Below are 26,479 nucleotides of genomic sequence, written 5' to 3' on the forward strand. Positions count from 1 at the left end.
TGGATTGATTATAGCGGCACATCGGGCGATGCTGAGGCTTGCCTTTACTTGTCAGGAGCTTAGCGGTGTCGAATGTCTTAGAGCATTACCATTTTCTGCATGAAATCCCCGAGTTGGGTTTTCAGGAATTTAAAACCTCAGCTTATATTGCCGACCAGCTGGAAAGCGCTGGCATGATGGTCACGCGCGGTATCAATAACACGACCGGTATCGTGGCGGAAATTGACAGCGGCGTGCCCGGCCCGGTGCTGGCGCTGCGGGCGGACATGGATGCGCTAGGTCATATTATTGATGGCGTGCCCTGCGCGCGTCATACCTGCGGCCACGATGGGCATTCGTCGGTGGTGCTAACGGCGGCGCAGGAGCTGCTGAAAGAGGGGGCAATCAAGAAAGGGCGGCTGAAGCTGCTGTTCCAGCCCGCGGAAGAGCTGGGTGCCGGTGCGCTGGCGATGATTGAGGGCGGCGCGCTTGCTGACGTGGAGATGATCCTCGGCTTTCACGTGCGTCCGCTGGAAGAGTGCCATGTGGGACAGGCGACGCCGGCGGTGATCTATTCTGCCTGCAGCACGCTGGAAGCCACCATTAAAGGGGCTCCCGCGCATGCGGCGCGGCCACATTTGGGCGTCAACGCATTGGATGCGGCGGTGCAAGCGGTGCAGGCGGTGAACGCCATCCATCTGCCGCCGGGATTAACCTGGAGCGTCAAAGCGACGCGCTTCCTGTGCGATGCCGGTGTCACCAACTCGGTACCGGATGAGGCGCGCGTGGTGTGGGATCTGCGGTCGCAGGAAAACGCGCCGATGGACTTGCTGAAAGAGAAGGTGACGCTGGCGATTCAGCACAGCGTGGCGGCGCTGGGCGCCACGGCCGACGTGGTGGTGTTGAAAGAGATGCCTGCCGCGGAGATCCATGAGGAAGCTACCGCGGTGATTCGCGCGGCGATTGTTGATGTGCTGGGCGAAGCGGGGCTGCTGGAGACCAAAACCACGCCGGGCAGCGAGGATTTCTTTTATTATCCGGTGAAAAATCCGCAGCTGAAGGCCGGTTTCTGGGGACTGGGAACCAATCTGGTGCCGGGCCTGCATCATCCTGATATGCGTTTTGAGCTGAGTTCGCTGGAGATTGGCGTGAAGATCTTTAAAGCGGCGGCGGTGCGGGTTCTGGGCTGAAACACGTAGGGTCAGCATTTATGCTGACCTGGACGCTCCCTGGTGCGCATGAATGCGCACCCTACAAGCCCGGCCATCCGACGATTTCCCCCCTCCGCGAAATATTGTATGCTATGCCGCCTCAATACTGATGGGACTTCAGGACTGCCGCCAATGTAGATCGCGCATATCTTGCTGTGAACCGACGCCACTGCGTCACCATTGGCCGCGTTATCCCGCGGAATGACCCCGAAACGATTTATCGCAGCTCGCCACCCGCGCGCTGCCCTTGAAGAAGAATTCACTCATGTCGAATGCCCCCTTTTTAGAAGAAGTGGCGCGCCGCCGTACCTTTGCGATCATCTCGCACCCGGACGCCGGTAAAACCACAATTACCGAAAAAGTGCTGCTGTTCGGACAGGCGATTCAAACCGCCGGTACCGTTAAAGGCCGCGGCTCCAATCAGCACGCAAAATCAGACTGGATGGAGATGGAGAAACAACGTGGTATCTCCATCACCACCTCGGTGATGCAGTTCCCGTATCGCGATAGCCTTGTGAACCTGCTGGATACCCCAGGACACGAAGACTTCTCCGAAGATACTTACCGTACGCTAACGGCGGTCGACTGCTGTCTGATGGTGATTGACGCCGCGAAAGGTGTTGAAGATCGTACCCGCAAGCTGATGGAAGTCACACGCCTGCGCGATACGCCGATCATCACCTTCATGAACAAACTCGACCGTGACATCCGCGATCCGATGGAGTTGCTGGATGAAGTGGAGAGCGAGCTGAAGATTGCCTGCGCGCCAATCACTTGGCCGATTGGCTGCGGCAAGTTGTTCAAAGGGGTGTATCACCTCTATAACAACGAAACCTACCTGTATCAAACCGGTAAAGGTCACACCATTCAGGAAGTGCGCATCGTTAAAGGCCTGGCGAATCCAGAGCTGGACGCGGCGGTAGGCGAAGATCTGGCTCAGCAGCTGCGCGACGAGCTGGAGCTGGTGCAGGGCGCATCGCACGAGTTCGATCAAGAGCTGTTCCTGAGCGGCGAAATCACGCCGGTGTTCTTCGGTACCGCGCTGGGTAACTTCGGCGTTGACCATATGCTGGATGGCCTGGTTTCCTGGGCACCGCGTCCGATGCCACGCAACACTGACGCGCGTCTGGTGGAAGCGAAAGAAGAGAAGTTCAGCGGCTTCGTGTTTAAGATCCAGGCAAACATGGACCCGAAACACCGCGACCGCGTGGCATTTATGCGTGTGGTGTCCGGTAAATATGAAAAAGGCATGAAGCTGCGTCAGGTGCGTACCGGTAAAGATGTGGTGATTTCCGATGCGCTGACCTTTATGGCGGGCGACCGTTCACACGTTGAAGAAGCGTATCCTGGCGACATCATCGGTTTGCACAACCATGGCACTATCCAGATCGGCGACACCTTTACCCAGGGTGAAAACATGAAGTTCACCGGCATTCCGAACTTCGCGCCAGAGCTGTTCCGTCGTATTCGCCTGCGCGATCCGTTGAAGCAGAAACAGCTGCTGAAAGGGCTGGTGCAGCTGTCGGAAGAGGGCGCTGTACAGGTGTTCCGTCCGGTACATAACAACGATCTGATCGTTGGCGCGGTCGGTGTGCTGCAGTTCGAAGTGGTGGTGGCGCGCCTGAAAAGCGAATACAACGTGGAAGCGATTTACGAAGCCATCAACGTCTCAACCGCTCGTTGGGTTGAGTGCGATGACGCGAAAAAATTCGACGATTTCCAGCGTAAAAACGAAGTTAACCTGGCGCTAGACGGCGGTGATAACCTCACTTATATCGCACCAACCATGGTAAACCTCAACATCACGCAGGAACGCTATCCTGACGTGACTTTCCGCAAAACGCGCGAGCACTAATCGGCGTTATCAGCAGGGCCAGTAATTTTCACTGGCCCTGTTTTCTTTGTTACAGACTCCTCCTAATTCCGCTGTTTTTTTCTCTTTTTGGCGATATATCAACCACAAGAGTCAGCAAAAGCTGTAATCCCTACTACTCTTATCCTGTCGGACGAGAAAAGAGACCTTTCAGGTTTCATTACGTCCATCAACTCAGCAACGCCGTTCGTTGCTGGCGCATCCGCGATAACGGATGAGTTAACTGATAGAAGGATGATATCGATGAATAAGACTAAGATTGCCAAAACCCTGATTGCTGCTCTGGCGGGTTCTGCTCTGCTGAGCGGTGCCGCTTTTGCCGATGAATCCATGTCGCAGAAAGCACAGCAAACCTCCGACAGCGCGGGTGCGAAAATCGATAGTTCTATGAAAAAAGTCGATGGTTATATGGATGACAGCGGCATCACCGCCAAAGCTAAAGCAGCGCTGGTGGATGATGAAGCGATTAAAAGCACGGATATCTCCGTCAAAACGCATGATGGCGTAGTGACCTTGAGCGGCTTCGTTGCTTCTCAGGATCAGGCGGAAAAAGCCGTCGCGCTGGTGCAGAAAGTCGAAGGTGTGAAATCCGTCAGTGACAAACTACACGTTAAAGACAGCAAAAATGCTTCGCTGAAGGGTTATGCCGGTGATACCGCCACCACCAGCGAAATTAAAGCTAAGCTTTTAGCAGATGACATCGTACCGTCGCGCAACGTGAAGGTGGAAACCACCGATGGCGTCGTGCAGTTATCTGGAGAGGTGGCGAACCAGGCACAGTCCGATCGTGCAGAGAAAATCGCTAAAGCCATTGAAGGCGTGAAAAGCGTGAAGAATGACCTGAAGGTGAAATCTTAACGCGAGCGTTACGGCATCATCTGATGCCGTTTCGTAATAAAAACAAAGGTGTAAATAAGCAGTTCGATTTTCACAATGGTAAAGGAGAGGCTTATGTTTCGTTGGGGTATTATCTTTCTGGTCATCGCTCTGATTGCTGCAGCATTAGGTTTCGGCGGTCTGGCGGGTACGGCAGCATGGGCAGCTAAAATTGTCTTCATTGTCGGTATTATTCTGTTCCTCGTGAGCCTGTTTACCGGGCGCAAACGACCCTGACTACTTGCGTCTTAGACGTTAACCCGCGAGTCACCTAAAGCGGAGACCAGTCATTTGCGGCATACTACGAAGCCGCGACGATTGCAGAAGCAATTGGTCAGGGAACGACAATGACTGGTTCTCCGGGATGCTGCCTCTGGCAGCTCCCTCAGAGCAAAATACTGAGGGATGTCCATGGGTACGCGTATTCCATTAACGTTGGGTTCGATTGAACCGCTTGCATTAACGCCCTTCAAAGCCAATAAAATTGCCCTCGTCTGCGAAGGCGGCGGTCAGCGCGGTATCTTCACTGCAGGCGTACTCGATGAGTTTCAACGCGCAGGATTCAATCCCTTTCAGCTATTACTCGGCACTTCAGCCGGTGCACAAAACTTGTCTGCCTTTGTCTGTGGCCAGCCCGGCTACGCGCGGCGCGTGATTTCTCGTTACACCACCAGCAAATTGTTTTTTGATCCGCTGCGTTTCGTGCGCGGTGGGCATCTTATCGATCTCGATTGGCTAATCGATATTACCAAGCAGGAGTTTCCGCTGGCGCTGACTACCGCCGAAGGGTTGTTTGCCAAAGGCAGCGAATTCTATATGTGCGCCTGCCGCAGCGATGATTATCGCGCGGAGTATTTCAATCCTACCAGCACCAACTGGCATGACATCATTAAGGCCTCCAGCGCCATTCCCGGCTTTTACCGCAGCGGCGTGCAGATGGACGGCGTAAGTTATCTGGATGGCGGTATCAGCGATGCGATTCCGGTGCGTGAAGCGGCACGACGCGGCGCAGATACCATTGTGGTGATCCGCACCGTGCCTTCGCAGATGTCATACACGCCGAAGTGGTTTAAACGCATGGAGCGTTTTTTGTCCGACAGCGCCTTGCAGCCGATGATCAACATCTTGCATCAGCATGAAGAGAGTTATCGCGAGATTCAGCAGTTTATTGAGCAGCCACCGGATAATCTGCGCATCATCGAAATCTGTCCGCCGAAACCGCTGGCGAGCATGGCGCTCGGCAGCAGGATGTCGTCGCTGAATCAGGATTACCATTTAGGTCGGCGCAGCGGGCGTTATTTCCTCGCCACGCTTGGGCAATGGCTGAGCGATGCCGAGCCGTTTGTCCGTCAGATCACGGTAACGCCGCCGGCAGCCGTAGCGAATGCGCCAGATAATCGCGTTGTAATTACGCCTTCGCTGGCGGAAAACGATGCAGATTTTAATAAAGGTTCGCTGGCATGAGATTTATCGACACGCATTGCCACTTTGACTTTCCCCCATTTGTTGAAGATGCGCACGCTAGCATTGAGCGTGCCGCGCAGTCGGGCGTGGAGCGCATTATTGTGCCCAGCGTAGATGCCAGCCGTTTCGCTCGGGTTAGCCAGCTCGCGCAGCAACATGACGCGCTGTATGCTGCGCTGGGCCTGCATCCCATTAATATTGCGCAGCATCAGGAAGATGCGCATCTTGAGGCGCTGGAAAGCTGGCTGAAAAAGCCAGACAGCAAGCGCGTGGCGATCGGTGAGATCGGTCTCGATCTTTACATGGAAGATGCGCAATTCGCTAAGCAGACGCGGCTGCTCGATAAGCAGCTCAGGCTGGCGAAGCAGTACGATCTGCCGGTCATTCTGCACTCGCGTCGCACCCACGATCAGTTAGCCATGCATTTACGTCGTCACGATCTGCCGCGTCGTGGCGTGGTACACGGTTTCGCCGGTAGCCAGCAGCAGGCTGAGCGCTTTATTCAGCTCGGCTACGCGATTGGCGTCGGCGGCACTATCACCTATGAACGTGCCAGCAAAACCCGCAATACCATCGCCCATCTGCCGCTGGCGTCGCTGTTACTGGAAACCGATGCGCCGGATATGCCGCTGCAGGGTTTTCAGGGCCAGCCGAATCGCCCCGAGCGGGCGCGTAATGTGTTTGATGTGCTGTGCCAGTTGCGCAGTGAATCCCCTGAAACCATCGCCAATGCGTTATGGCATAACAGCCTGCGTCTTTTTGCGCTGCCAGCCTGATTCCCCACCCGACAAAATCTGCATTTACGCCACCTTACGTCTGATTAGCTACAGTGATAGAGCCGACAGTACACTTTTGCATCCTTTTTTGTGATAATACTAACAATGGCGAGCCGGGCGGTATTCTGGCTTGATTGGCAATTATTTGTGATGTTAATCACTAAATTATTGTATATGAATGACGAGTTTTCTGTTCATGTGTGACATGAAACGCAATTCGTTGTCACGGTAATTGTTAGAATTATCACATTCCCCGGTGGGTTGTGCCCGCCGATCTGAATTTTGGAGAGCATCATGACCGACCTGAAAGCAGCAGCACAGCGCGCATTGCAACTGATGGATTTAACCACCCTGAACGAAGACGACACCGACGAGAAGGTGATCGCGCTGTGCCGTCAGGCGAAATCGCCGGCCGGCAATACCGCTGCAATCTGTATCTATCCGCGCTTCATTCCGGCGGCGCGTAAAGCGCTGCGCGAGCAGGGTACACCAGAAATTCGCATTGCTACCGTCACCAACTTCCCGCACGGCAACGATGACATCGAGATTGCGCTGGCCGAAACCCGCGCGGCGATCGCCTACGGTGCCGACGAAGTTGACGTGGTGTTCCCGTATCGCGCGCTGATTGCCGGTAATCGCGACGTGGGTTTTGAACTGGTGAAAGCCTGTAAAAAAGCCTGCGCAGACGCTAATGTGCTGCTGAAAGTGATTATCGAAAGTGGTGAGCTGAAAGATGAAGCACTGATTCGTGCGGCTTCTGAGATTTCAATTGATGCGGGCGCCGATTTCATCAAAACCTCCACCGGTAAAGTGCCGGTCAACGCCACGCCAGAAGTGGCGGCCATCATGATGCAGGTGATCCGCGATAAAGGCGTGCAGCAGCAGGTCGGCTTTAAACCGGCGGGCGGCGTACGTACCGCTGAAGATGCGGCGCTGTATCTGAAGCTGGCTGACGACACGCTGGGTGAAGGCTGGGCGGATGCGCGTCATTTCCGCTTTGGCGCGTCCAGCCTGCTGGCAAGCCTGCTCAATACGCTGGGCCACGAAACCGCGACCAGTAAAGCGGGCTACTAAGTTCAACCCATTCTTTGTAGGGTCGCCATTCATGGCGACCTCCTCATTCCAGGGAGGCAACTGTGTTCCTGCCACAAGAAATTATTCGTAAAAAACGCGACGGCCAGGCGCTGAGTGAAGCAGAGATTCGCTTCTTTATTAACGGCGTGCGCGACAACAGCGTCTCGGAAGGTCAAATCGCCGCGCTGGCGATGACCATTTACTTCCATGACATGACGCTGGAAGAGCGCGTAGCGCTAACCATGGCGATGCGCGATTCCGGCACGGTGCTGAACTGGAAATCGCTCAACCTCAACGGCCCAATTGTGGATAAACACTCCACCGGCGGCGTGGGCGATGTGACTTCGCTGATGCTCGGTCCGATGGTGGCGGCGTGCGGCGGCTACGTGCCGATGATCTCCGGTCGTGGCCTGGGTCACACCGGCGGCACGCTGGATAAACTGGAAGCGATTCCCGGCTTCGATATCTTCCCCAGCGACGATCGTTTCCGCGAGATTATTAAAGACGTGGGTATCGCCATTATCGGCCAGACCAACTCGCTGGCACCGGCCGACAAGCGTTTCTACGCCACGCGCGATATCACCGCCACCGTTGATTCGATTCCGCTGATCACCGCCTCGATCCTCGCCAAAAAACTGGCGGAAGGATTGGATGCGCTGGTGATGGACGTCAAAGTGGGCTCCGGTGCCTTTATGCCGACCTTCGAAGCGTCAGAAAATCTGGCGCAGGCGATTGTCGGCGTGGCGAACGGTGCAGGATGTAAAACTACCGCGCTGCTTACCGACATGAATCAGGTGCTGGCGTCTACCGCCGGCAACGCGCTGGAAGTGCGTGAAGCGGTGCAATTCCTGACCGGCGTTGCGCGCAATCCACGTTTGCTGGAAGTGACGATGGCGCTGTGCTCAGAAATGCTGATCTCCGGCAAACTGGCGGAAAACGACGCCGATGCGCGCAAAAAACTGCAGCAGGTGCTGGATAACGGCAAAGCCGCTGAAGTGTTCGCCCGCATGGTAGCGGCGCAAAAGGGCCCGGTAGATTTCATCGAGCGGATGGACAACTATTTACCTGCACCTACCTTAAGCAAAGCGGTGTATGCCGACAGCGCCGGTATTGTCAGCGCCATGGATACGCGTGCGCTCGGCATGGCGGTGGTGTCACTCGGCGGTGGTCGCCAGCGCGCCAGCGACAGCATTGATTACAGCGTGGGCTTAAGCGATATGACCACGCTCGGCACCCCGGTAGACGCGCAGCGTCCGCTGGCGATTATTCATGCCAGCTCTGAAGCGCAGTGGCAGCAGGCCGCCGCCGCGGTGAAAGCCGCGATTACGCTGAGCGACGCGGCCCCCGAAATTACACCGGTCGTTTATCGTCGCGTGAGCGAATAACGCACGCTTCCGCGTGCCAGGCAGCGGCCGTTCGGGTATACTGATCTGATCGCTTTTTTTTGACTTGTCATCGCGCATTGCGCAGGAGACTTGCATGAAACGTGCTTTTATTATGGTTCTCGACTCCTTCGGGATCGGTTCTAGCAAAGACGCCGATAAATTCGGTGATGAAGGATCGGACACCCTCGGTCATATCGCCGAAGCGTGTTTCGAAGGCCGCGCCAATGAAGGTCGCGAAGGCCCGCTGCACTTACCTAACCTGACTAAATTAGGACTCGGCAAAGCCGCTGAGCTTTCCACCGGTCGTTTCCCGCCAGGCCTCGATCCCAACGCGGAAATCATCGGTGCGTACGCGTACGCCAGCGAACTCTCGTCAGGTAAAGATACGCCGTCGGGTCACTGGGAAATCGCCGGCGTGCCGGTGCTGTTTGATTGGGGCTATTTCAGCGACAAAGAGAACAGCTTCCCGCAGGAATTGCTGGATATTCTGGTGAAGCGTGCCGATCTGCCGGGCTATCTTGGCAACTGCCACTCTTCAGGAACGGTCATTCTCGACCAGCTCGGCGAAGAGCATATGAAATCCGGTAAGCCGATTTTCTATACTTCGGCGGATTCAGTGTTCCAGATTGCCTGCCACGAAGAGACCTTTGGCCTTGATCGCCTGTATGAGCTGTGCGAAATCGCCCGTGAAGAGCTGACGAACGGTGGCTACAACATTGGCCGCGTGATTGCGCGTCCGTTTGTTGGCGACAAAGCCGGCTACTTCGAGCGTACCGGCAACCGTCACGATCTGGCCGTTGAACCGCCGTCGGCGACCATGCTGAAAAAACTGGTCGACGAGAAAGGGGGCGAAGTGATTTCGGTGGGTAAAATCGCCGATATCTACGCCGAGCAGGGCATCACGCAGAAGGTGAAAGCCACCGGCTTAGATGCACTGTTCGACGCCACCATTGAGCAGATGAAGAAAGCGCCAGATACCTCGATTGTGTTCACCAACTTCGTTGATTTTGACTCAACGTGGGGACATCGTCGCGATATCGCCGGTTATGCGGGCGGGCTGGAGCTGTTCGATCGTCGCTTGCCCGAGCTGATGGAATTGGTGAAAGAGGGTGACATTTTGATCCTCACCGCCGATCACGGCTGCGATCCAAGCTGGGAAGGCACCGAACACACGCGTGAGCACATTCCAATTCTGATCTACGGTCCGCATGTGAAGCCTGGATCGCTGGGATACCGCGATACCTTTGCCGATATCGGCCAGACCGTCGCAAAATATTTTGGCCTGTCCAGCATGGACTACGGCAAGAGCATGCTGTAAAACAGCGCACCAATTTTTATAAGGAAAATAAACATGGCAACGCCTCATATTAATGCAGAAATGGGTGATTTCGCGGACGTCGTACTGATGCCTGGCGATCCGCTGCGCGCTAAGCACATTGCTGAAACCTTCCTCGAAGATGTGGTGGAAGTGAACAACGTGCGCGGCATGCTCGGTTTCACCGGCACCTATAAAGGCCGCAAGATTTCTGTGATGGGTCACGGCATGGGTATCCCATCTTGCTCGATCTACACCAAAGAGCTGATCACTGATTTCGGCGTGAAGAAGATCATCCGCGTGGGTTCATGCGGCGCCGTGCGCGCTGACGTAAAACTGCGTGACGTGGTGATTGGTATGGGTGCCTGCACCGATTCCAAAGTGAACCGTATGCGTTTCAAGGATCACGATTTCGCCGCCATTGCTGATTTCGAGATGGTGCGTAACGCGGTTGACGCAGCGAAAGCGCTGGGCGTTGAGGCGCGCGTGGGTAACATCTTCTCCGCCGATCTGTTCTACACGCCAGATCCGCAGATGTTCGACGTGATGGAGAAGTACGGTATCCTGGGCGTGGAAATGGAAGCGGCGGGTATTTACGGCGTGGCAGCAGAGTTTGGTGCGAAAGCGCTGACTATCTGCACCGTGTCGGATCATATCCGCACCCACGAGCAGACCACCGCGGCTGAACGCCAGACCACCTTCAACGATATGATTAAGATCGCGCTGGAGTCGGTGCTGCTGGGGGATTAATTTCTACCCTTGCTGCGCATATGAGCCAGGGCGGCATAAATGCCGCCCCTACAACGAACGTAGGCTCGGCATAAATGCCGCTCCTACAACGAACGTAGGGTCGCCATTCATGGCGACCTGGCTTCCCACCGTAAACATCTGACACACTTTTACCCAGGCTTGTGCATCTTCGTGCTGGCTCTGAAACGATCTCTGCTTATCATTAGCGTGATAACAAAGAGATTAAGCCCACCTGATGAATTTCCGTAATTTCGAAGCAGAAGAAAAGCTGTTTGCCCGCCGTGCGATTGTCGCTTTTGCCCTGGTTGTCATCTGCTTTACCATTTTAGGCGTTAACCTGTATCGCCTGCAGGTTGATGAGCACAGCTATTACCAGACGCGATCCAACGAAAACGACATCAAAATGATCCCTATCGCGCCGACTCGTGGTCTGATTTTCGATCGCAATGGTATTCCGCTGGTGCGTAACGTTAGCTGGTATGACATTCACATCACGCCGTACAAAATCGACAATATGCAGGAGACGCTGAAGGCGTTGACGCCGATTGTTGATCTGACGCCAGAAGAGATCGAAACCTTCGAGCACGATCTCAAACAGAGCAGCCGCTATAAGCCGGTCGAACTGAAAGCTGAGCTAACGGATGAGGAAGTGGCGCGCTTTGCCGTCAATCAGTTCCGCTTTACTGGCGTCACCGTCGATACCTACCAGGATCGCGAATACCCTTACGGCGCGGACCTGGCGCACGTGCTCGGTTACGTCTCTAAAATCAATGACAACGACTACAAACGCCTGAACGCGCAAGGCCTGGGCGAGAATTATGCCGCCGACCACAACATTGGTAAGCAGGGCATTGAAGGCTATTACGAAGCGCTGCTGCACGGCAAAACCGGCTATCAGGAAGTGGAAGTGGATAACCACGGGCGTATCGTGCGCGTGCTGAAGGAGGTGCCGCCGGTTGCGGGCCAGAACATCACGCTGACGCTCGATCTGCACCTGCAGCAGTACGTGGAGAGTCAGTTGGCAGGGCAACGCGCGGCGGCGCTGATTGAAGATCCGCACGACGGCAGCGTGCTGGCGATGGTTTCCGCGCCGAGTTACGATCCTAACCCGTTCGTCAAAGGCATCAGCTATAAAGCGTATAAAACGCTGTTGCAGGATAAAGACCTGCCGCTGATCAACCGCGTCACGCAAGGCTTGTATCCGCCGGCTTCCACGGTCAAACCCTATATGGCGATGTCGGCGCTGCTCAATAAAGTGATCACCCCAAGTACCACCTTCTTCGGCGCACCCACCTGGACGCTGCCGGGCACCGATCGTAAATATCGCGACTGGAAAAAATCGGGCCACGGCATGCTGGATGTGACGCGTGCTATTGAGGAGTCGGCGGATACCTTCTTCTATCAGGTTGCTTTTATGATGGGCATCGATCGCATCCACACCATGCTAAGCCAGTTTGGCTATGGCAAATCGACCGGCATCGATCTCAATGAAGAGTATGCTGGGTTACTGCCAAGCCGCGAATGGAAGCAGAAGGTGCATAAACACGTATGGTATCAAGGTGATACGGTGTCGGTGGGCATTGGGCAAGGTTACTGGGTTGCGACGCCGATTCAGATGGTGAAAGCGATGGTGGCGCTGATCAATAACGGCCGCGTCATCACTCCGCATCTGCTGGAGAAATCGCAGCGCGGCACGGTGGTGCAGCTCTATCAGCCAAAACTGCCGCAGGCGCAGATTGGCGATGCCAAATCGCCGTACTGGTCGCTGGTGCGTCACGCCATGTTCGGCATGGCGAACGCGCCGAACGGCACGGGCTACAAATATTTCCATACCGCGCCTTACGGCATTGCGGCCAAATCGGGTACCTCACAAGTTTTCAGTCTGAAGCAGAATCAGATCTATAACGCCAAAATGACGCCGATGCGTCTGCGCGATCACATCTTCTACACCGCCTTTGCGCCGTTTAACGATCCGAAAGTGGCGGTGGCGTTGATTCTGGAGAACGGCGGTAATGAAGGCGTGACGGCGGCGCCGCTGATGCGCAACATCCTCGACCATATCTTTGTGCCGCCAGCTGCAGCGCCGCCGTTAGCAACAGCGGCGCAGTAGATAAGTGACTTAGCCCTCTTTCAATGCATCCGTAACGTGGCCGATGGCGCGTACCACTTCGCTGGAACTGCCGCGAATATCGGCCATCATGCCGCCGGCTTCTTGCGCTAGCACCACGCCCTGGTCGGCGCGCTTCAGGTTTGATGCGATACCTTTCAGCGCTTTCTCCGCCAATGTGTGGTTCTGCTGCACCCTATTCTCAATCTCGGTGGTGGCGCGGTTGATATTGGCCGCCAGCGTACGCACCTCATTAGCGACCACGGCAAAACTGCGGCCGTGTTGGCCGGCGCGCGCCGCCTCAACGGCGGCATTGAGCGCCAGCAGGTTGGTTTGATCGGCGATGCGGCGAATGCTCTCAACAATGGCACCAATGCGATCGGAGGATTCGCTCAGATTATTGATATCGCCGGAAATACCATGCAGCTCGCCCGCTAAATCGTTCATGGTCTGCACGCTGTTTTCAATTACCGTTGCGCCCAGTCGCGTGCTTTCGCTGGTTTGCAGCGCGGTTTGGTACGCTTGCTGCGCGGCCTCGCGCTCTTGCTGATTCTTCTCCACCTGAGCGGTGACATCGGTGGCGAACTTCACCACTTTGTACAGCTCACCCGCTTCATTGAACACCGGGTTGTAGGTGGCGCGCAGCCACACCGTTTGGCCGCGTTTGTTCACGCGCTGAAACTGACCGGAGATAAATTCGCCCTGATTGAGCTTGTGCCAGAAGCGGCGATATTCGTCGCTGTTACGCATCTCTGGCGGACAGAACTGGCGGTGATGCACGCCAACCACCTCCGCCGCGCTGTATCCCATGGTTTTCAGGAAGTTGTCGTTGGTCATCAACACTTCGCCCTGCAAGTTGAAGGCAATCACTGCCATGGAGCGCTCTATGGCAGTGGTCATCGCGCGCTGCTCCTGCGCATCCATAATGCGCGCGGTGATATCGCTTGCCAGCTTGACGATTTTAATCACCCGGCCGCTGCGATCCTGCACCGGCACATAGTTGGCTTCCAGCCAGATGGGACGGCTGTGTTTCGCCACGCGCAGGAATTTGTCGCTAAAACCTTCGCCACGGTTCAGGCGCCGCCAGAAGTCGCGATAGTGCGGAGAGGTGATCTGATCGGCGGTGCAGAACAGGCTGTGATGCTGGCCGACGATCTCGTTGAGCGTATACCCCATGCGCTCAAGAAACAGATCGTTGGCGGTGAGAATCTTCCCTTCGGGGGTGAATTCGACCATGGCGATAGCATCCTGCAACGAATTGAGCGTTGCTACGCTATGGTCGCGTTTCTGCCACGCAAGGCGTGACAGGATTCCTGATGTAATGGTGCTGAACATGGTGGACCTTATTATTGGTATGAGTTGTCAGCACGGTTATCGGCACAAATGCTCAAAAATCCACCGCTAATATTAGTAGGTGAGGAGGTATTTTTACCGGTTGGTCTGGCGGTTGCTTTAAAAGGCATCAGTCAGCGGATTTTTGCCGAAAAGCGTTTGACGGTGCGCCGCGAGTAGGGTTTAATGCGCCCCGTTGCCCGGATAGCTCAGTCGGTAGAGCAGGGGATTGAAAATCCCCGTGTCCGTGGTTCGATTCCGCGTCCGGGCACCATACATCGAAGCACACTGGTTAGATATTATGACGGGTGGCTTAAGAAGGTGGTGTTTACAGCAACGATTCTAGTTGAACATCAAAGCCTTCAGAAAAAGGGTATCAGTTAACGCTGATACCCTTTTTTCATTGGTGCTCATCCGTAACATTCGGCTTTTCAGACATAAAAAAACGGATGGCGAACCATCCGTTTTTACTTACATGTTAATGAAGTAAAACATCACATTGCTGTGTAGTTTTGCTCTTCAGGTTCAATCAGCGGCAACGCACTGTTGTTCACTACACCAGACTGCGTTTCTACGGTCATATCGGCTTGCGCGATAGACAGGGGTTTTGCAGCTGGCTGCTGTGCTTCAACTTCTTCACTAAACAGCGCTTGCTCCGGGGAGCTGAGAAGATCGGCAGCTGAGATATCTTCCAGCACTGAAATACGATCCGCTTCGACAGGAACCACGGTGAAGGTAAATGCCTTACCGTGGTAATCGGGATTCGAACCTGCGGTGATGTTGTGTTCACCCAGTGATAATGGTGTTTCTGGTTTGAACGTCCAGAAGCCATTACCCTCAGCGCGCGTTTCGCCAATCAGAATGCCATTATCGAAGATCTTCACTACAGCATATCCATCAGCCTTTCCGGTAAAGCGAGGCGTATTGTCATCACTTTCGCCATTTTCAGGAATGCGGCCGGATTCAAGCACGCTATCGTAGGCAGCGGTTACTTCATAAGTTGTGCCTTTCGGTAATGGGTTTTCTGGATCAGGGGTAACCACGGTGAAGGTAAAGGCTGGGCCTTGACGTTCTGCATCCGGTCCTACAGTGATGTTATGCACACCAATAGATAAATCGGTTTCAGGCTTGAATGTCCAGAAGCCGGAGCCATCAGCACGTGTTTCACCGATCTTAACGCCATTATCGAAGATACAAACCACTGCCAAACGCGATACGTGTCCACTAAAGCGAGGCTTATTGTCATCACTCTCGCCATTGGCGGGAATACGGCCTGCTACCAGAACGCTATCGTGCGCACTTTCAACGGCGTAAATCACTCCCGGCAATATAGGATCGCTGGCATCGGGAGTATTAATGACCAACTGGACTGGATCACTCTGACTGCCTTCACCCGCTTCGAAGGTGAAGTTGTGAGTACCGTTAATTAACTCATGCTCAAAGGACCAGTAACCATCATCGCGAGAGATCGTGGTGCCAATTGCAACGCCATTGTCATAAACGGTGATCGTTACGTTCTCGCCAGCGGTACCACTAAGGCGCGGTTTGCTATCTGCCGTTTCTGATCCCTTCTCAACAAGCTGATCGTAGCCGTTGGTGTCATCCCAAATATGAGTAACCGTAATTTTTTTGGTTTCAGGCGTCACAATGTCAAAAGTAAATGCATCAGATACATTACCTTCCCCTACCTGAGCGGTAATACTGTGCGGGCCCTGCTGAAGTTCAGGCGCAGTAAAGGACCAGCGTCCATCCACCTCAGCTGTCGTATTACCAATCAATCTACCATTATCATAAATAGCGACCAATGCCCCCGGCGCCGCATTGCCAAATAACCATGGTGTCGTGTCATAGTTTTGCCCGCCTGCCCGGAAAATGAGGCCACGATCGTCTGCCGCATACTTGATCGTCACCGGCACTTCTGGTTCAACCGGAACTTCTGGCTCAACCGGCACTTCTGGCTCAACTGGCACTTCTGGCTCAACCGGCACTTCTGGCTCAACCGGCACTTCTGGTTCAACCGGTACTTCTGGCTCAACCGGCACTTCTGGCTCAACCGGCACTTCTGGCTCAACCGGCACTTCTGGCTCAACTGGCACTTCTGGCTCAACTGGCACTTCCGGTTCAACTGGCACTTCCGGCTCAACTGGCACTTCCGGTTCAACTGGCACTTCTGGCTCAACCGGAACTTCTGGCTCCACTGGATCAACCACAATCGGTGCATTGATATACAGCGTAAACGGATCACTTTCGCTGCCGTCAGCGGTTCTCACTGTAATGGTGTGCTCACCACCGCCCAACTCCTGCTCGAAGTTCCAGCGTCCGCCCCAGCTCGATACGACAGAGCCAATCTCAACGCCGTTGTCGTAAATAGTGATCAACGTATTTGGTGCCGCCGTGCCGTTAAAGCGTGGCGATGTGTCATTGACCGAGTCATTGTCGCCGACCTCACGATCATATGATCCGCTATTATCAAATGCGCGATCGATAGTGACGGGGATTGCTGGCACTTCTGGTTCAACCGGTACTTCTGGCTCCACAACCGGTGCGTTGATATACAGAGTAAAGGGATCGCTCATGCTGCCACCTGCGGCTTGCACCGTAATGATGTGCTTACCGCCGCCGAGTTCCTGCTCGAAGTTCCAGCGTCCGCCCCAGCTCGAGACGACAGAGCCGATCTCAACACCGTTATCGTAAATAGTGATCAGCGTATTCGGTGCCGCCGTGCCGTTAAAACGTGGCGATGTGTCTTTGACCGAGTCATTGTCGCCGACTTCACGATCGGACCATCCGCTATCATCAAATGCGCGATCGATAGTGGCTGGCTGGCTTTCTGGTGTTGTAATCGCGAAGCTGAACGGTTTGCTCTCGTTACCCTGTGCGTCCTTAAAGCTGATGCTGTGCGCACCGCCACCCAGTTCCGGCGTGAAGACCCACTCACCGCGGCTGTTCGAGGTGGTGACACCAATAGGCTGACCGTTGTCATACACGGTGATCTGTACGTTCGGGCTGGCCTTGCCGTTAAAGCGCGGCGTGGTGTCGCGTGTGGTGCCGTTCTCACCAATCGGTTCCCAGAAGTAATTGATGTCCTGATTTACCGCTTCAATGGTGATGTTTGCATCGACGGTGAAGCTGAACGGTTTGCTCTCGTTACCCTGCGCGTCCTTAAAGCTGATGCTGTGCGCACCGCCACCCAGTTCCGGCGTGAAGACCCACTCACCGCGGCTGTTCGAGGTGGTGATACCGATAGGCTGACCGTTGTCATACACGGTGATCTGCACGTTCGGGCTGGCTTTGCCGTTAAAGCGCGGCGTGGTGTCACGTGTGGTGCCGTTCTCACCAACCGGTTCCCAGCCGTAATTGATGTCCTGATTTACCGCTTCAATGGTGATGTTTGCATCGACGGTGAAGCTGAACGGTTTGCTCTCGTTGCCCTGCGCGTCCTTAAAGCTGATGCTGTGCGCACCGCCACCCAGTTCCGGCGTGAAGACCCACTCACCGCGGCTGTTCGAGGTGGTGACACCAATAGGCTGACCGTTGTCATACACGGTGATCTGCACGTTCGGGCTGGCTTTGCCGTTAAAGCGTGGCGTGGTGTCACGTGTGGTGCCGTTCTCACCAACCGGCTCCCAGCCGTAATTGATGTCCTGATTTACCGCTTCAATGGTGATTGGCTGACTTTCCGGTGCTGTCACAGTGAAGCTAAATGCATCGCTCAGGCTGCCTTTTCCTGCTTCAAAGGTGATGCTATGCGCGCCAGCGCCCAGCTTCGCCGTATAGGTCCAGTAACCTGCAGAATCTGCAACAGTTTCACCAACCGGATGCCCATTATCATACACAGTGATTTTTACATTCGGACCTGCACGCCCGGTAAAACGCGGTGTAGTGTCATTAGTGGTGGCGTTGCGATCAAATTCACGTTCGTAGCCGCGCGTATCGTCGTAGGCGTGATCGACAGTGATTGGCTGACTTTCCGGTGTGACTACCGTGAAGTTAAACGCATCGCTCAGGCTGCCTTTGCCTGCCTCAAAGGTGATGCTGTGCGCGCCGCTGCCCAGATCTGCTGTATAGGTCCAATAGCCCATGTCGTTGGCATCAACGGTACCGATAGGCTGGCCGTTGTCATATACGGTGATTTTTGCATTCGGACCGGCGCTGCCGGTAAAGCGTGGCGTGGTATCGTTCGTGATGCCGTTGCGCTCAATATCGAGCTCGTAGCCACGCGTATCATCGTAAGCGTTACCGATAATAATTTGCACACCCTGCGGGTCCACTATGGTGAAGCTGAAGGTATCGCTTTCATTACCGGTACTGGCTTTTGCGGTGATGTTGTGAGAGCCGTCAGACAGCTCGGCCGTAAATTTCCACTCGCCACGGCTGTTAGCCATTGCGGTACCAACAGGTTTGCCATTGTCAAAAATGGTGACCTCTACATTCGGTGCAGCATGACCGCGCAGAAGTGGTGTGGTGTCATTAGTGGTGTCGCCACGGTTAAGATAATTTTCATAGCCGCGGGAATCATCAATACCGTAATCAATGGTTGTTGCTACGGTTTCAGGACCAACGATTTCAAAATTAAAAGGTTGTGTGGTGTTGCCATTACCCGCATCAAATATCAGGTTATGTTCACCAACGCCCATTTCAGGGAAGAAGTACCAGTTTCCGTTGGCTTCAGCCGTGATTTCAGCAATCGGTTTGCCATTATCATAAACGGTAATGACGGCGCCAGGATCGGCACGTCCAGCAAAGCGTGGTGTAGTGTCGTGGATTTTATCGCCGGGAGCGATATAGCTGTTATGTTCGCCGCTGTCATCGACTGGCGGCGTCAGGGTGATAGGGGTTGTGCCTACGGGAAGAACAACAAAATCAAACGAAACGCTCGATCCTGGGGTAGTGACGATCAGGTGGTGAGATCCCGCATCCAGTGCAGGCTTGACCGTGAAGCTCCAGAAGCCCTTATCATCTGACATAGTGCTGCCGACCACTTTTTCACCATCAAAAATGGTAACTAAGGTATTTGGCGCTGCATCACCAATCAGACGTGGCGTGGAGTCGTAACTTTTGCTGCCCTCGACTATTTGCTTGCTGCGTTCATCATCGACGACAAAGGAAATTCTAACGGGTGCTCCAGGCTCCCGGATGCCAGGAATTTCTGGATCGACAACGATAGGCGTTTCCGGTTCCACAATGACAGGCACTTCAGGTTCCGCCGTACCGACGATCTCAAACTTAAACGGTTTAGTCGTATTACCATTACCTGCATCGAAGGTCAGCGAGTGTGCCCCAGTTCCCAGCGTCGGGAAGAAGGACCAGTTGCCATTATCTTCAGAGGTGATTACCGCGATCGGTTCACCATTGTCGTAGACGGTGATCGTGGTATTAGGATCGGCCGTTCCAGCAAATCGTGGCGTGGTGTCCTGAATTTTATCGCCTGGCACAATCGTGTTGTTGCGCTCTCCGCTGTCATCGATCTGATAATCCAGCGAAATCACCGTCGTTCCCTCAGCAAGTAAGACAAAATTAAAGGAATCACTGGATTTATCTGAGCTGAAAGTAAGATTGCGTGCCCCGACCTCTAATGGCGATGCTGGCGTGAATGTCCAGTTTCCGTTCTCATCAGATGTCGTTACACCAATTTGATTTTCACCATCGTAAATGATGATGGACGTGTAGGGTTCAGCCGTACCAACAAAACGTGGGGTGGCGTCGTAGGTTATGCCGTCGGCAATGACCTGTTTAGCGTGCTCGTCATCGGCAACATACGAAACCTGAACCGGCTTTGCTTCTGCGAGCGCGGCGTTGGTGGCTGAGATCTGCCCAACCGCAGAATCTGCTGCATGATTGATGGCAGCTGCAGGCGCATCGGTTAAAACAGAGACGGTGGCGTTCTCGTGGCTGGAACGGTGCACATTACTCTTTTTCGATTCTTCCATGGTATTGACTCTCTATTACTTAGCTACATCCAGTACGTAACTAACGGCGCTATAATAAGGATTCAAAAAAATGCGCTTATGAGACGTGGCTCAATACGCTGTGAGACAGGATGATTTCTCTTGCGTCTGGTTTAAAGTGCAATGAATACAATGGGTTAAATCGATTTTTAGAAGTTAAATTTTTCGTTATTATTTCATGTCACCTCAATCCACACTTTACTCGCATCTGGCGGGGCGAGGGCATTGAGTAGAGGACGACAGCATTAGTGCTATTAAATAATGTTAATTAGCATGTGAAAAAATTTTTAATAGCTGATGAAAAACTCTCCCGCAATAATACTCGTTTATAATATTTCTCCGCGCCGTAATGGGGATTATTTTAAATAAAAACCCGCCTTATTTTAAAAAATAAATCACTTCAAAAACTCTCCTCCTCCTACACCCCATAGAGAAAAAGACTACAAAAGGAAGATAGCGTTCCGAATGACATTTAAAGGAATGTTTATCAATCTTGCATGAAGGATTTTATGTCTTTTTATTTCAGATGTATTCACGGTAGAAACACGTTCAAGGAGTAAGAATATGTTACCTAAATTAAAGTTATCCTTATTATCGCACCAATGTCTAATAGCTATCACCACGATGAGTATTTCATCGCTATCCTATGCGGATTCTCCCTGGAAAGTGACTGATGGTAAAATATTAATCGCCACATCGAGTTATCAAGGACGTACGCCTGGAGATTATCCATTGTATGTATCCGGGGATAATAGCGTATTACAAACTATTGCTGGGTTAGATTTTCGTACTTCGGGTGATAATTATGCTGCTGCCCAGGTATTAGATCTTGGTACGTTAAATTTAGAAAGTTCGACGCTGGTTACCCGTGGCGCGAATTCGCATGGCATTAATGTTGATAATGGCACGGTGAATATCAACGGTGGATCAATCACCGTGGGCGGAGATAACAGTGATGGAATCCATGCCGACAATGGCGCCACACTCAATCTTAACGGTGTTGCCATTACGGCTGACGGCGTGGGTGGCAACGGCATCGCATTAAAAAATGGCAGCCTGACGGCGACAGATGTCAATATATTTGGCAATGGGCAAGCGGGAAATGGCCTCAAGCTGTTTGTCGATAATACCGCAAGTGATTCCCAGGCGACGCTTAAAAATGTTGATATCGTCATGCGTGGTAATGCCAATAGCGGTTTACTATTGGGTAATGGCAGCGTCAATGCAGACGAGCTAAATATATCTGCCAATGGCAGAACGCGCGGCATTGAAATTAACAGTGCCAGTAATGGCCGTGGCATAATGACCCTTGATAATAGTAATATTCACACGTCAGAGGGCGAGGCCATTTATGTGCAGTCCGGCGATATTGCTATTAGCAATACCATCATTAATACGGATAGCGGCATTGGTATTAATGTTGGCGATAATGCGACTGCCACCTTCAACGGTGGTAGCATTACTTCTCAGGATGATGACGGCACGGCAATATCTGTGGCGGGCAATAACTCTTCAGTAACCCTCTCAGATACCACACTCACCACTTACGGCAATGCCGCTCATACCCTGTTTGCTGATGCGGGCGGCACTATTAATGCTGATCATATTCAGGCTCTCACGCATGGTCAGGACGCTTATATTCTTGCCGCGCATTCAGGGAATTTTAATATCAGCAATAGCCAGCTGGAAACGCTTGGAGATGCACCAGCGTTATATGTCACCAGCGATACGGGGTTTAACACCAGCAATGTTGTGTTAGATAACACCTCGTTGGTGAGTAAAAGTGGTTCAGCGGTGATGGCCGATGGCGCCGCACTCGATTTAACCGTGAAGAATGGTTCGCAGCTGATTGCGGGTAACGGTATTTTGCTGGACAGTAAGAGCGGTACGCAACCGAGCAGGGTTAGCCTGAAGGCTGAAAATGATGTGCTGCTGAGCGGTGACATCATCGCGGAAAGTAACAATCGTGTAGATGTCGATCTTGCGCAATCGTCGCAATTAACCGGCGCCATACTCAACGGTTCGGCTATGACCATCGACGGCAGCAGCCGTTGGTTGATGACCAAAAACTCCGATCTCAAATCGCTGGCTTCTACGGGCATGATTGAATTTGCCCACAGCGACGATGGCTTCAAAACGCTCGCGCTAGGCGATCTCTCCGGCAATAGCCAGTTTGCGATGACAACCGATCTGCAGAAGCTCACGGGTGACCTGATTACCGTTAGCGGAAACGCCACGGGCGATCACGTTCTCTCGATTAACAATACCGGTCTGGAGCCAGGTGAAACGCACGATGTACTGGCGGTGGTAAAAACGGCTGGCAATGGCGATGAGCAGTTTACTTTGCAAAATGGCGTCGTGGATGCGGGTACCTACCAGTACGAGTTAAAGCATCAGGATAACGATTGGGTGTTAGCCCAGAAATTTAAAGAGGGCGGCGGCGGTGATGATGGCGGAGATCCCGTTGTGACGCCTTCAACAGCCACCGCGCTGGGCATTTTTAACGCGATGCCTTCCGCATGGTATGGCGAAATGACCACCTTGCGTACACGCCTGGGCGATGTGCGCCAGGGCAAACAAACGGGTGGCGCGTGGGTACGTGGCGTGGGCGGCGAATTTAAAATGCATGACGCCAACGGCGAAGGGTATAGCCAAAACCAGTCAGGTATTTCTGTTGGTGTAGACAGCGCAATCGATGTAGGGCAATCGCAAATGCTGCTTGGCCTGTTCAGCGGTTATAGCCGCAGTAACCTGGCGTTTACGCACAACAGTTCCGGCACTATCGACAGTTTCTTTATCGGCGGTTACTCCACTTTCCTGCTGCAGGATGGTTGGTTTATCGATAACGTCATCAAAGCAAACAACTTCAGCAACCATACTAACGCGCGTATGAGTGATGGCCAGCTCGCCAAAGGCGGCTACAGCACGCCGGCATTCGGGTTATCTGTTGAATTGGGTAAACGTATTGATTTTGATGGCGGCTGGTTCGCTGAGCCATCAGTGCAGTTATCAAGCGTATGGATCAAAGGCACGGGCTACCGTTTAGATAATGGCCTTAAAGCCGATAGTGACATGGCAACCTCTAAGCAGGCTGCATTGCATGGCGTTGTTGGAAAGAATATTGAATTAGAAAATGGCATGACAATTCAACCTTGGTTACGTGCCTCACTCATTGAGGAGTTTGCAAAAAACAACAAGGTTCATATCAATGATAATGGTTTTAACAATGATATGTCGGGCGTGCAGGGTAAATTTACATTAGGTACATCCGCGCAGCTCACTCAGGATGTGCAACTCTATAGCGAAGCGAATTACAGCAAAGGTTCCAAAACCGAAACACCATGGAATGCCAGCGTTGGGGTACGCTGGAGTTGGTAATGATTGGCTAATTTTTTGAAAGAGTAGTCAGCAAGTAAAATAGAGGCGATGAGTATTTTCATCGCCTTTTTAGTGCAAAAGAACGTACGTATGTTTTTGGTGGTTAATTAAAAAGTAAGCTGTAGGGAATTTCCTGATGCTCAAAGCCATAATATGGCGAAGTGGCGCAATAAGAAGGACTTTTCTGAATGCGAGCGTAATGCTACAGCCAATTATGCGTGTGTCATGCCGCTAAAGATCGTAGCATAGTTGCCCTGACAATAATAATGAGTTGCCTTTCGAGACGTTTCCTATGTCAAGAGTGTTAATTATTGATGATCACCCAGTAACCCGACTTGCACTGCGTATTTTGTTGGAAAGTAAAGAGTATATTGTTGCCTCAGAGACCGGTGATGGTTTTGAAGGTATTAGCATGGCAAAAACGTTACAGCCCGACCTGGTTATTGTCGATATCGATATCCCCTCAATTAACGGCATTGAAGTGGTCAATAGATTACGTCGGCTTGGTTTTTCCGGTTATATTTTGGTGCTGACAGGGAAAAGAGAGCAGCATTATATTAACCTTAGCATTAAAGCGGGAGCGAATGGTTATATCAGCAAGGAGAATAATCTCTCCGAACTGCACGATGCCATTCGAGCGATCCAGTCCGGGTACAGCTATTTTCCCATGCCAGTATTGAACAATAAACAAACGTCGTCGATCCCTGATTCAGAAGGCGATTTTGTTTCTCTTCTGTCTGCGCGTGAATTGCAAATTTTGAAATACCTGGCAAGCGGTATGAAAAACATCGATATATCAAAAATTATGAAGCTGAGTGATAAAACGATCAGCACTTATAAAACCCGGTTGCTCAAAAAGTTACGTATGAGTAATCAGGTTGAACTTGCTAACTTTGCTCGCCGGCATAATCTGGACTGATTAATGCCCGTTAATGTGTGAAGCCTGATACTCACAACGGCAGGTGTATCGCCTGTTCTTCTCCCTCTTGTTGAGCGGGTAGCGCGCAACAAATCAATACTTCATCGTCCGCCACGCTGGCGCTGGGGGCCGTTTGATAGGTTACCGCGCCTTGCAGCAGTTTGGTTTTGCAGCTGCCGCAATGCCCGGCGCGACAGCTATAAGCCGGGCTCAGCCCGCGCGCTTCGGCCAGCTCCAGCAGTGAACCCGCATCCGGCGTCCAGCGCGCCTCTTTTAATGAATCCATAAATTTCACCGGCACCGATTGGGTTGCAACCGGCAACCGCGGCGTATCCTGCCCGGCAACATCATGGGTGCGCTGCAGCGAGGAAGGGCCAAAGGCTTCCGCATGAATGCGATGATCGGCGATATTGTAAGCGCGCAGTCCGTCATACAGCGCCTGCGTGAATGCTGGCGGACCGCACAGATAGAAATCGTAATCGTTGAACGGTAGCACCTGCGAAAGCAGTGCCATATCAATGCGTCCAGCGATGTCGTAATCGAAGCCCTGTTCCGCATCCGTGGTGTGGCTTAGCACACGCACCAATTTGACGGCACCCTGCGCCTGTGCCAGCAGCTGATCAAGCTCACGCGCGAATGGCCGCTCGGCTTTAGAGCGAGCCGATTGCAACAGAACCGTTGGCCGCATCCGCTGCTTACGCTGGCCTTCAAACACCAGGTGCCGCAGCATCGCCAGCATGGGCGTAATGCCCACGCCGGCGGCAAGCAGTACCGCTGGACGCGTTTCGTTAGCATCGATAGTGAAATCGCCCGCCGGAGCACGCGCCTCAAGCGTATCGCCAACCGCAATCCCATCGTGAAGATAACGCGATACCGCACCCTCGCGCTTCACGCTGATACGATAAAACCCATCCGCAGGCGCGACCGAAAGCGTATAGGCGCGCATCAGCGGTTTCTCTGCACCTGGCAGCTGCACACGAATCGGCAGATGTTGGCCGGCCAGATGCGGCAGCACGCCGGCACCGTCATCCGGCTGTAAATGCAACGAGCGAATAGTGCTGCTCTCTTCGACAATTTTCGTCACTTTAAACGGCCGCCAGCGCGAAGCCAGTTCCGCCGCACGCAGACGTTCGGCGGCGTTTTGCCAATCCCCCGTCATCAGCGAGCTCGCTTCTATGCTCTCTGCCGGTGTCATCCAGCGCAGGGCGAGGGCGGCACGACGACGTACGATGCGGCGCGCGCGAAACGTCCAGAGTCGCTCCGCGCCCTGAAAAGCGGCGATCTCTGGCGAGTCGAGGATCACTTCGGCATCACCGCTCAGCTGCAGCGTGTCGCCGCTGGCATAGTCGACAAACAGCAGCCCCGCTTTGCCGTTCAGGTGGATGTTGCCAAGGGTAGAGAAGAACAGATTGCCGTTGAAATCGGGAATCGTCAGCAGGCCGTCATCACCGATGCGTACAAAGCCAGGTTTGCCGCCGCGATGGGAAACATCAACCTGCCGATGAGGTTGGTCGGCATAGCTGGCAACGTAGAACGCATCCGCTGTGCCGATAGTGGTGCGCGCTGCGTCATCCAGCACGCTCAGGGTTTCTGCTGCTGCGTCATAGCGCTCGGCCGGATCGCGGGCAAAGCGGAAATCGCGTAGCGAGATATAGCGCGGACAGTTGCCAAAGCTTTGATCAACCTGCACGCGATACCCGCCGCCAATTGCCGTCAGAACGCCATTCATGCGATTGCGGCGACGAGTGTGCAGCTCGATGCCGAGCAGGCCAATCGGCGCAGCATCCTGCATCCCGGCAGCGGCCGGATCGCTGCTATCCGCGCGCGCTGCGATGTCCAGCGTGGTGGCATTGGGTGAGAAGATAAAGCCGGGCTGGCCTTCCAGCAGCGTGGCCCAGGCATCGCCCTGCGCATCAACGCTACCTGCCACGATAAACGGCAGCTGCGCATAGAAGTCACGATGCTGATCGGGCATGTGATCGCGCACCACGCGCCGACCCACGTCCGCCATGCGCTCCGCCACGCCCGCCTGCTGTTGAAGGGCTATTTCACCCTGATGCCACACCGGCAGTTTCTTACTCATGATGGTACG

General features: G+C 53.5%; 16 protein-coding genes and 1 tRNA gene. 14 read left to right on the forward strand and 3 right to left on the reverse strand.

All coding sequences use genetic code 11. From position 1 onward, the window contains the following. Positions 1-65 precede the first annotated feature (65 nt). The 11 genes from ACIP6T_RS18635 (at position 66) to mrdA (ending at position 12,813) form a co-directional block, all read left to right on the forward strand. The gene (locus ACIP6T_RS18635; RefSeq protein ID WP_400458319.1) at positions 66-1,169 is read left to right on the forward strand and encodes an amidohydrolase; all 1,104 of its coding nucleotides are present in this window, start codon (positions 66-68) and stop codon (positions 1,167-1,169) included. 286 nt (positions 1,170-1,455) lie between these two features. Further along, on the forward strand, positions 1,456-3,045 hold the full coding sequence (gene prfC / locus ACIP6T_RS18640; protein WP_400458320.1) for a peptide chain release factor 3: 1,590 nt from the start codon (positions 1,456-1,458) through the stop codon (positions 3,043-3,045). A 261-nt stretch (positions 3,046-3,306) separates the two neighbouring features. After that, a complete protein-coding gene (gene osmY, locus ACIP6T_RS18645; protein ID WP_097096031.1) occupies positions 3,307-3,921 on the forward strand; it encodes a molecular chaperone OsmY in 615 nt (204 codons plus the stop codon). A 93-nt stretch (positions 3,922-4,014) separates the two neighbouring features. Next, entirely contained in the window at positions 4,015-4,176 is a 162-nt protein-coding gene (locus tag ACIP6T_RS18650; protein ID WP_007893192.1) for a DUF1328 domain-containing protein, read from the forward strand. Positions 4,177-4,350: 174 nt separating this feature from the next. After that, positions 4,351-5,403: a DUF6363 domain-containing protein gene (locus ACIP6T_RS18655; RefSeq protein ID WP_345828305.1), complete on the forward strand. Its 1,053-nt coding sequence runs from the start codon at positions 4,351-4,353 to the stop codon at positions 5,401-5,403. After that, entirely contained in the window at positions 5,400-6,179 is a 780-nt protein-coding gene (locus ACIP6T_RS18660; protein ID WP_345828307.1) for a TatD family hydrolase, read from the forward strand. Before ACIP6T_RS18655 ends, ACIP6T_RS18660 begins: the two co-directional genes overlap by 4 nt. Positions 6,180-6,473: 294 nt before the next feature. Beyond that, a complete protein-coding gene (gene deoC, locus ACIP6T_RS18665; RefSeq protein WP_097096034.1) occupies positions 6,474-7,253 on the forward strand; it encodes a deoxyribose-phosphate aldolase in 780 nt (259 codons plus the stop codon). Between the two features lie 62 nt (positions 7,254-7,315). Beyond that, positions 7,316-8,638, forward strand: a complete 1,323-nt coding sequence (gene deoA, locus ACIP6T_RS18670) for a thymidine phosphorylase (RefSeq protein WP_400458321.1) — start codon at positions 7,316-7,318, stop codon at positions 8,636-8,638. A 94-nt stretch (positions 8,639-8,732) separates the two neighbouring features. Then, positions 8,733-9,956: a phosphopentomutase gene (gene deoB / locus ACIP6T_RS18675; protein ID WP_400458322.1), complete on the forward strand. Its 1,224-nt coding sequence runs from the start codon at positions 8,733-8,735 to the stop codon at positions 9,954-9,956. Positions 9,957-9,989: 33 nt separating this feature from the next. Beyond that, positions 9,990-10,703: a purine-nucleoside phosphorylase gene (deoD, locus tag ACIP6T_RS18680; protein WP_097096037.1), complete on the forward strand. Its 714-nt coding sequence runs from the start codon at positions 9,990-9,992 to the stop codon at positions 10,701-10,703. A gap of 235 nt (positions 10,704-10,938) precedes the next feature. Next, entirely contained in the window at positions 10,939-12,813 is a 1,875-nt protein-coding gene (gene mrdA, locus ACIP6T_RS18685) for a penicillin-binding protein 2 (RefSeq protein ID WP_097096038.1), read from the forward strand. Between the two features lie 9 nt (positions 12,814-12,822). Here the strand turns inward: mrdA and ACIP6T_RS18690 are convergent, their stop codons facing one another. Next, the gene (locus ACIP6T_RS18690) at positions 12,823-14,145 is read right to left on the reverse strand and encodes a methyl-accepting chemotaxis protein (RefSeq protein WP_400458323.1); all 1,323 of its coding nucleotides are present in this window, start codon (positions 14,143-14,145) and stop codon (positions 12,823-12,825) included. 195 nt (positions 14,146-14,340) lie between these two features. Here ACIP6T_RS18690 and ACIP6T_RS18695 point away from each other — a divergent pair. Next, positions 14,341-14,416: transfer RNA gene (locus ACIP6T_RS18695), tRNA-Phe, on the forward strand. A gap of 220 nt (positions 14,417-14,636) precedes the next feature. Here ACIP6T_RS18695 and ACIP6T_RS18700 read toward each other — a convergent pair. After that, a complete protein-coding gene (locus ACIP6T_RS18700; protein ID WP_400458324.1) occupies positions 14,637-20,072 on the reverse strand; it encodes an Ig-like domain-containing protein in 5,436 nt (1,811 codons plus the stop codon). A 684-nt stretch (positions 20,073-20,756) separates the two neighbouring features. On the opposite strand from ACIP6T_RS18700, the gene ACIP6T_RS18705 reads away from it, so the two are divergent. Next, a complete protein-coding gene (locus tag ACIP6T_RS18705; RefSeq protein ID WP_400458325.1) occupies positions 20,757-23,468 on the forward strand; it encodes an autotransporter outer membrane beta-barrel domain-containing protein in 2,712 nt (903 codons plus the stop codon). A gap of 292 nt (positions 23,469-23,760) precedes the next feature. Beyond that, positions 23,761-24,387, forward strand: a complete 627-nt coding sequence (locus ACIP6T_RS18710; RefSeq protein WP_097096044.1) for a response regulator transcription factor — start codon at positions 23,761-23,763, stop codon at positions 24,385-24,387. Positions 24,388-24,418: 31 nt separating this feature from the next. On the opposite strand, the gene ACIP6T_RS18715 is transcribed toward ACIP6T_RS18710, so the two are convergent. After that, complete coding sequence (locus ACIP6T_RS18715; protein WP_400458327.1) at positions 24,419-26,470, reverse strand: pyridoxamine 5'-phosphate oxidase family protein; 2,052 nt, start codon at positions 26,468-26,470, stop codon at positions 24,419-24,421. Positions 26,471-26,479: the final 9 nt, after the last annotated feature.

The organism is Pantoea sp. NPDC088449, from assembly GCF_044753225.1.
Classification (GTDB): Bacteria; Pseudomonadota; Gammaproteobacteria; order Enterobacterales; family Enterobacteriaceae; genus Pantoea; species Pantoea floridensis.

What these genes read in the sequence shown, in the direction of transcription:
- prfC (WP_400458320.1), top strand. Translation starts at nt 1,456, where the DNA reads ATGTCGAATGCCCCCTTTTTAGAAGAAGTGGCGCGCCGCCGTACCTTT.
- osmY (WP_097096031.1), top strand. Translation starts at nt 3,307, where the DNA reads ATGAATAAGACTAAGATTGCCAAAACCCTGATTGCTGCTCTGGCGGGT.
- ACIP6T_RS18650 (WP_007893192.1), top strand. Translation starts at nt 4,015, where the DNA reads ATGTTTCGTTGGGGTATTATCTTTCTGGTCATCGCTCTGATTGCTGCA.
- ACIP6T_RS18655 (WP_345828305.1), top strand. Translation starts at nt 4,351, where the DNA reads ATGGGTACGCGTATTCCATTAACGTTGGGTTCGATTGAACCGCTTGCA.
- ACIP6T_RS18660 (WP_345828307.1), top strand. Translation starts at nt 5,400, where the DNA reads ATGAGATTTATCGACACGCATTGCCACTTTGACTTTCCCCCATTTGTT.
- deoC (WP_097096034.1), top strand. Translation starts at nt 6,474, where the DNA reads ATGACCGACCTGAAAGCAGCAGCACAGCGCGCATTGCAACTGATGGAT.
- deoB (WP_400458322.1), top strand. Translation starts at nt 8,733, where the DNA reads ATGAAACGTGCTTTTATTATGGTTCTCGACTCCTTCGGGATCGGTTCT.
- deoD (WP_097096037.1), top strand. Translation starts at nt 9,990, where the DNA reads ATGGCAACGCCTCATATTAATGCAGAAATGGGTGATTTCGCGGACGTC.
- mrdA (WP_097096038.1), top strand. Translation starts at nt 10,939, where the DNA reads ATGAATTTCCGTAATTTCGAAGCAGAAGAAAAGCTGTTTGCCCGCCGT.
- ACIP6T_RS18690 (WP_400458323.1), bottom strand. Translation starts at nt 14,145, where the DNA reads ATGTTCAGCACCATTACATCAGGAATCCTGTCACGCCTTGCGTGGCAG.
- ACIP6T_RS18700 (WP_400458324.1), bottom strand. Translation starts at nt 20,072, where the DNA reads ATGGAAGAATCGAAAAAGAGTAATGTGCACCGTTCCAGCCACGAGAAC.
- ACIP6T_RS18710 (WP_097096044.1), top strand. Translation starts at nt 23,761, where the DNA reads ATGTCAAGAGTGTTAATTATTGATGATCACCCAGTAACCCGACTTGCA.
- ACIP6T_RS18715 (WP_400458327.1), bottom strand. Translation starts at nt 26,470, where the DNA reads ATGAGTAAGAAACTGCCGGTGTGGCATCAGGGTGAAATAGCCCTTCAA.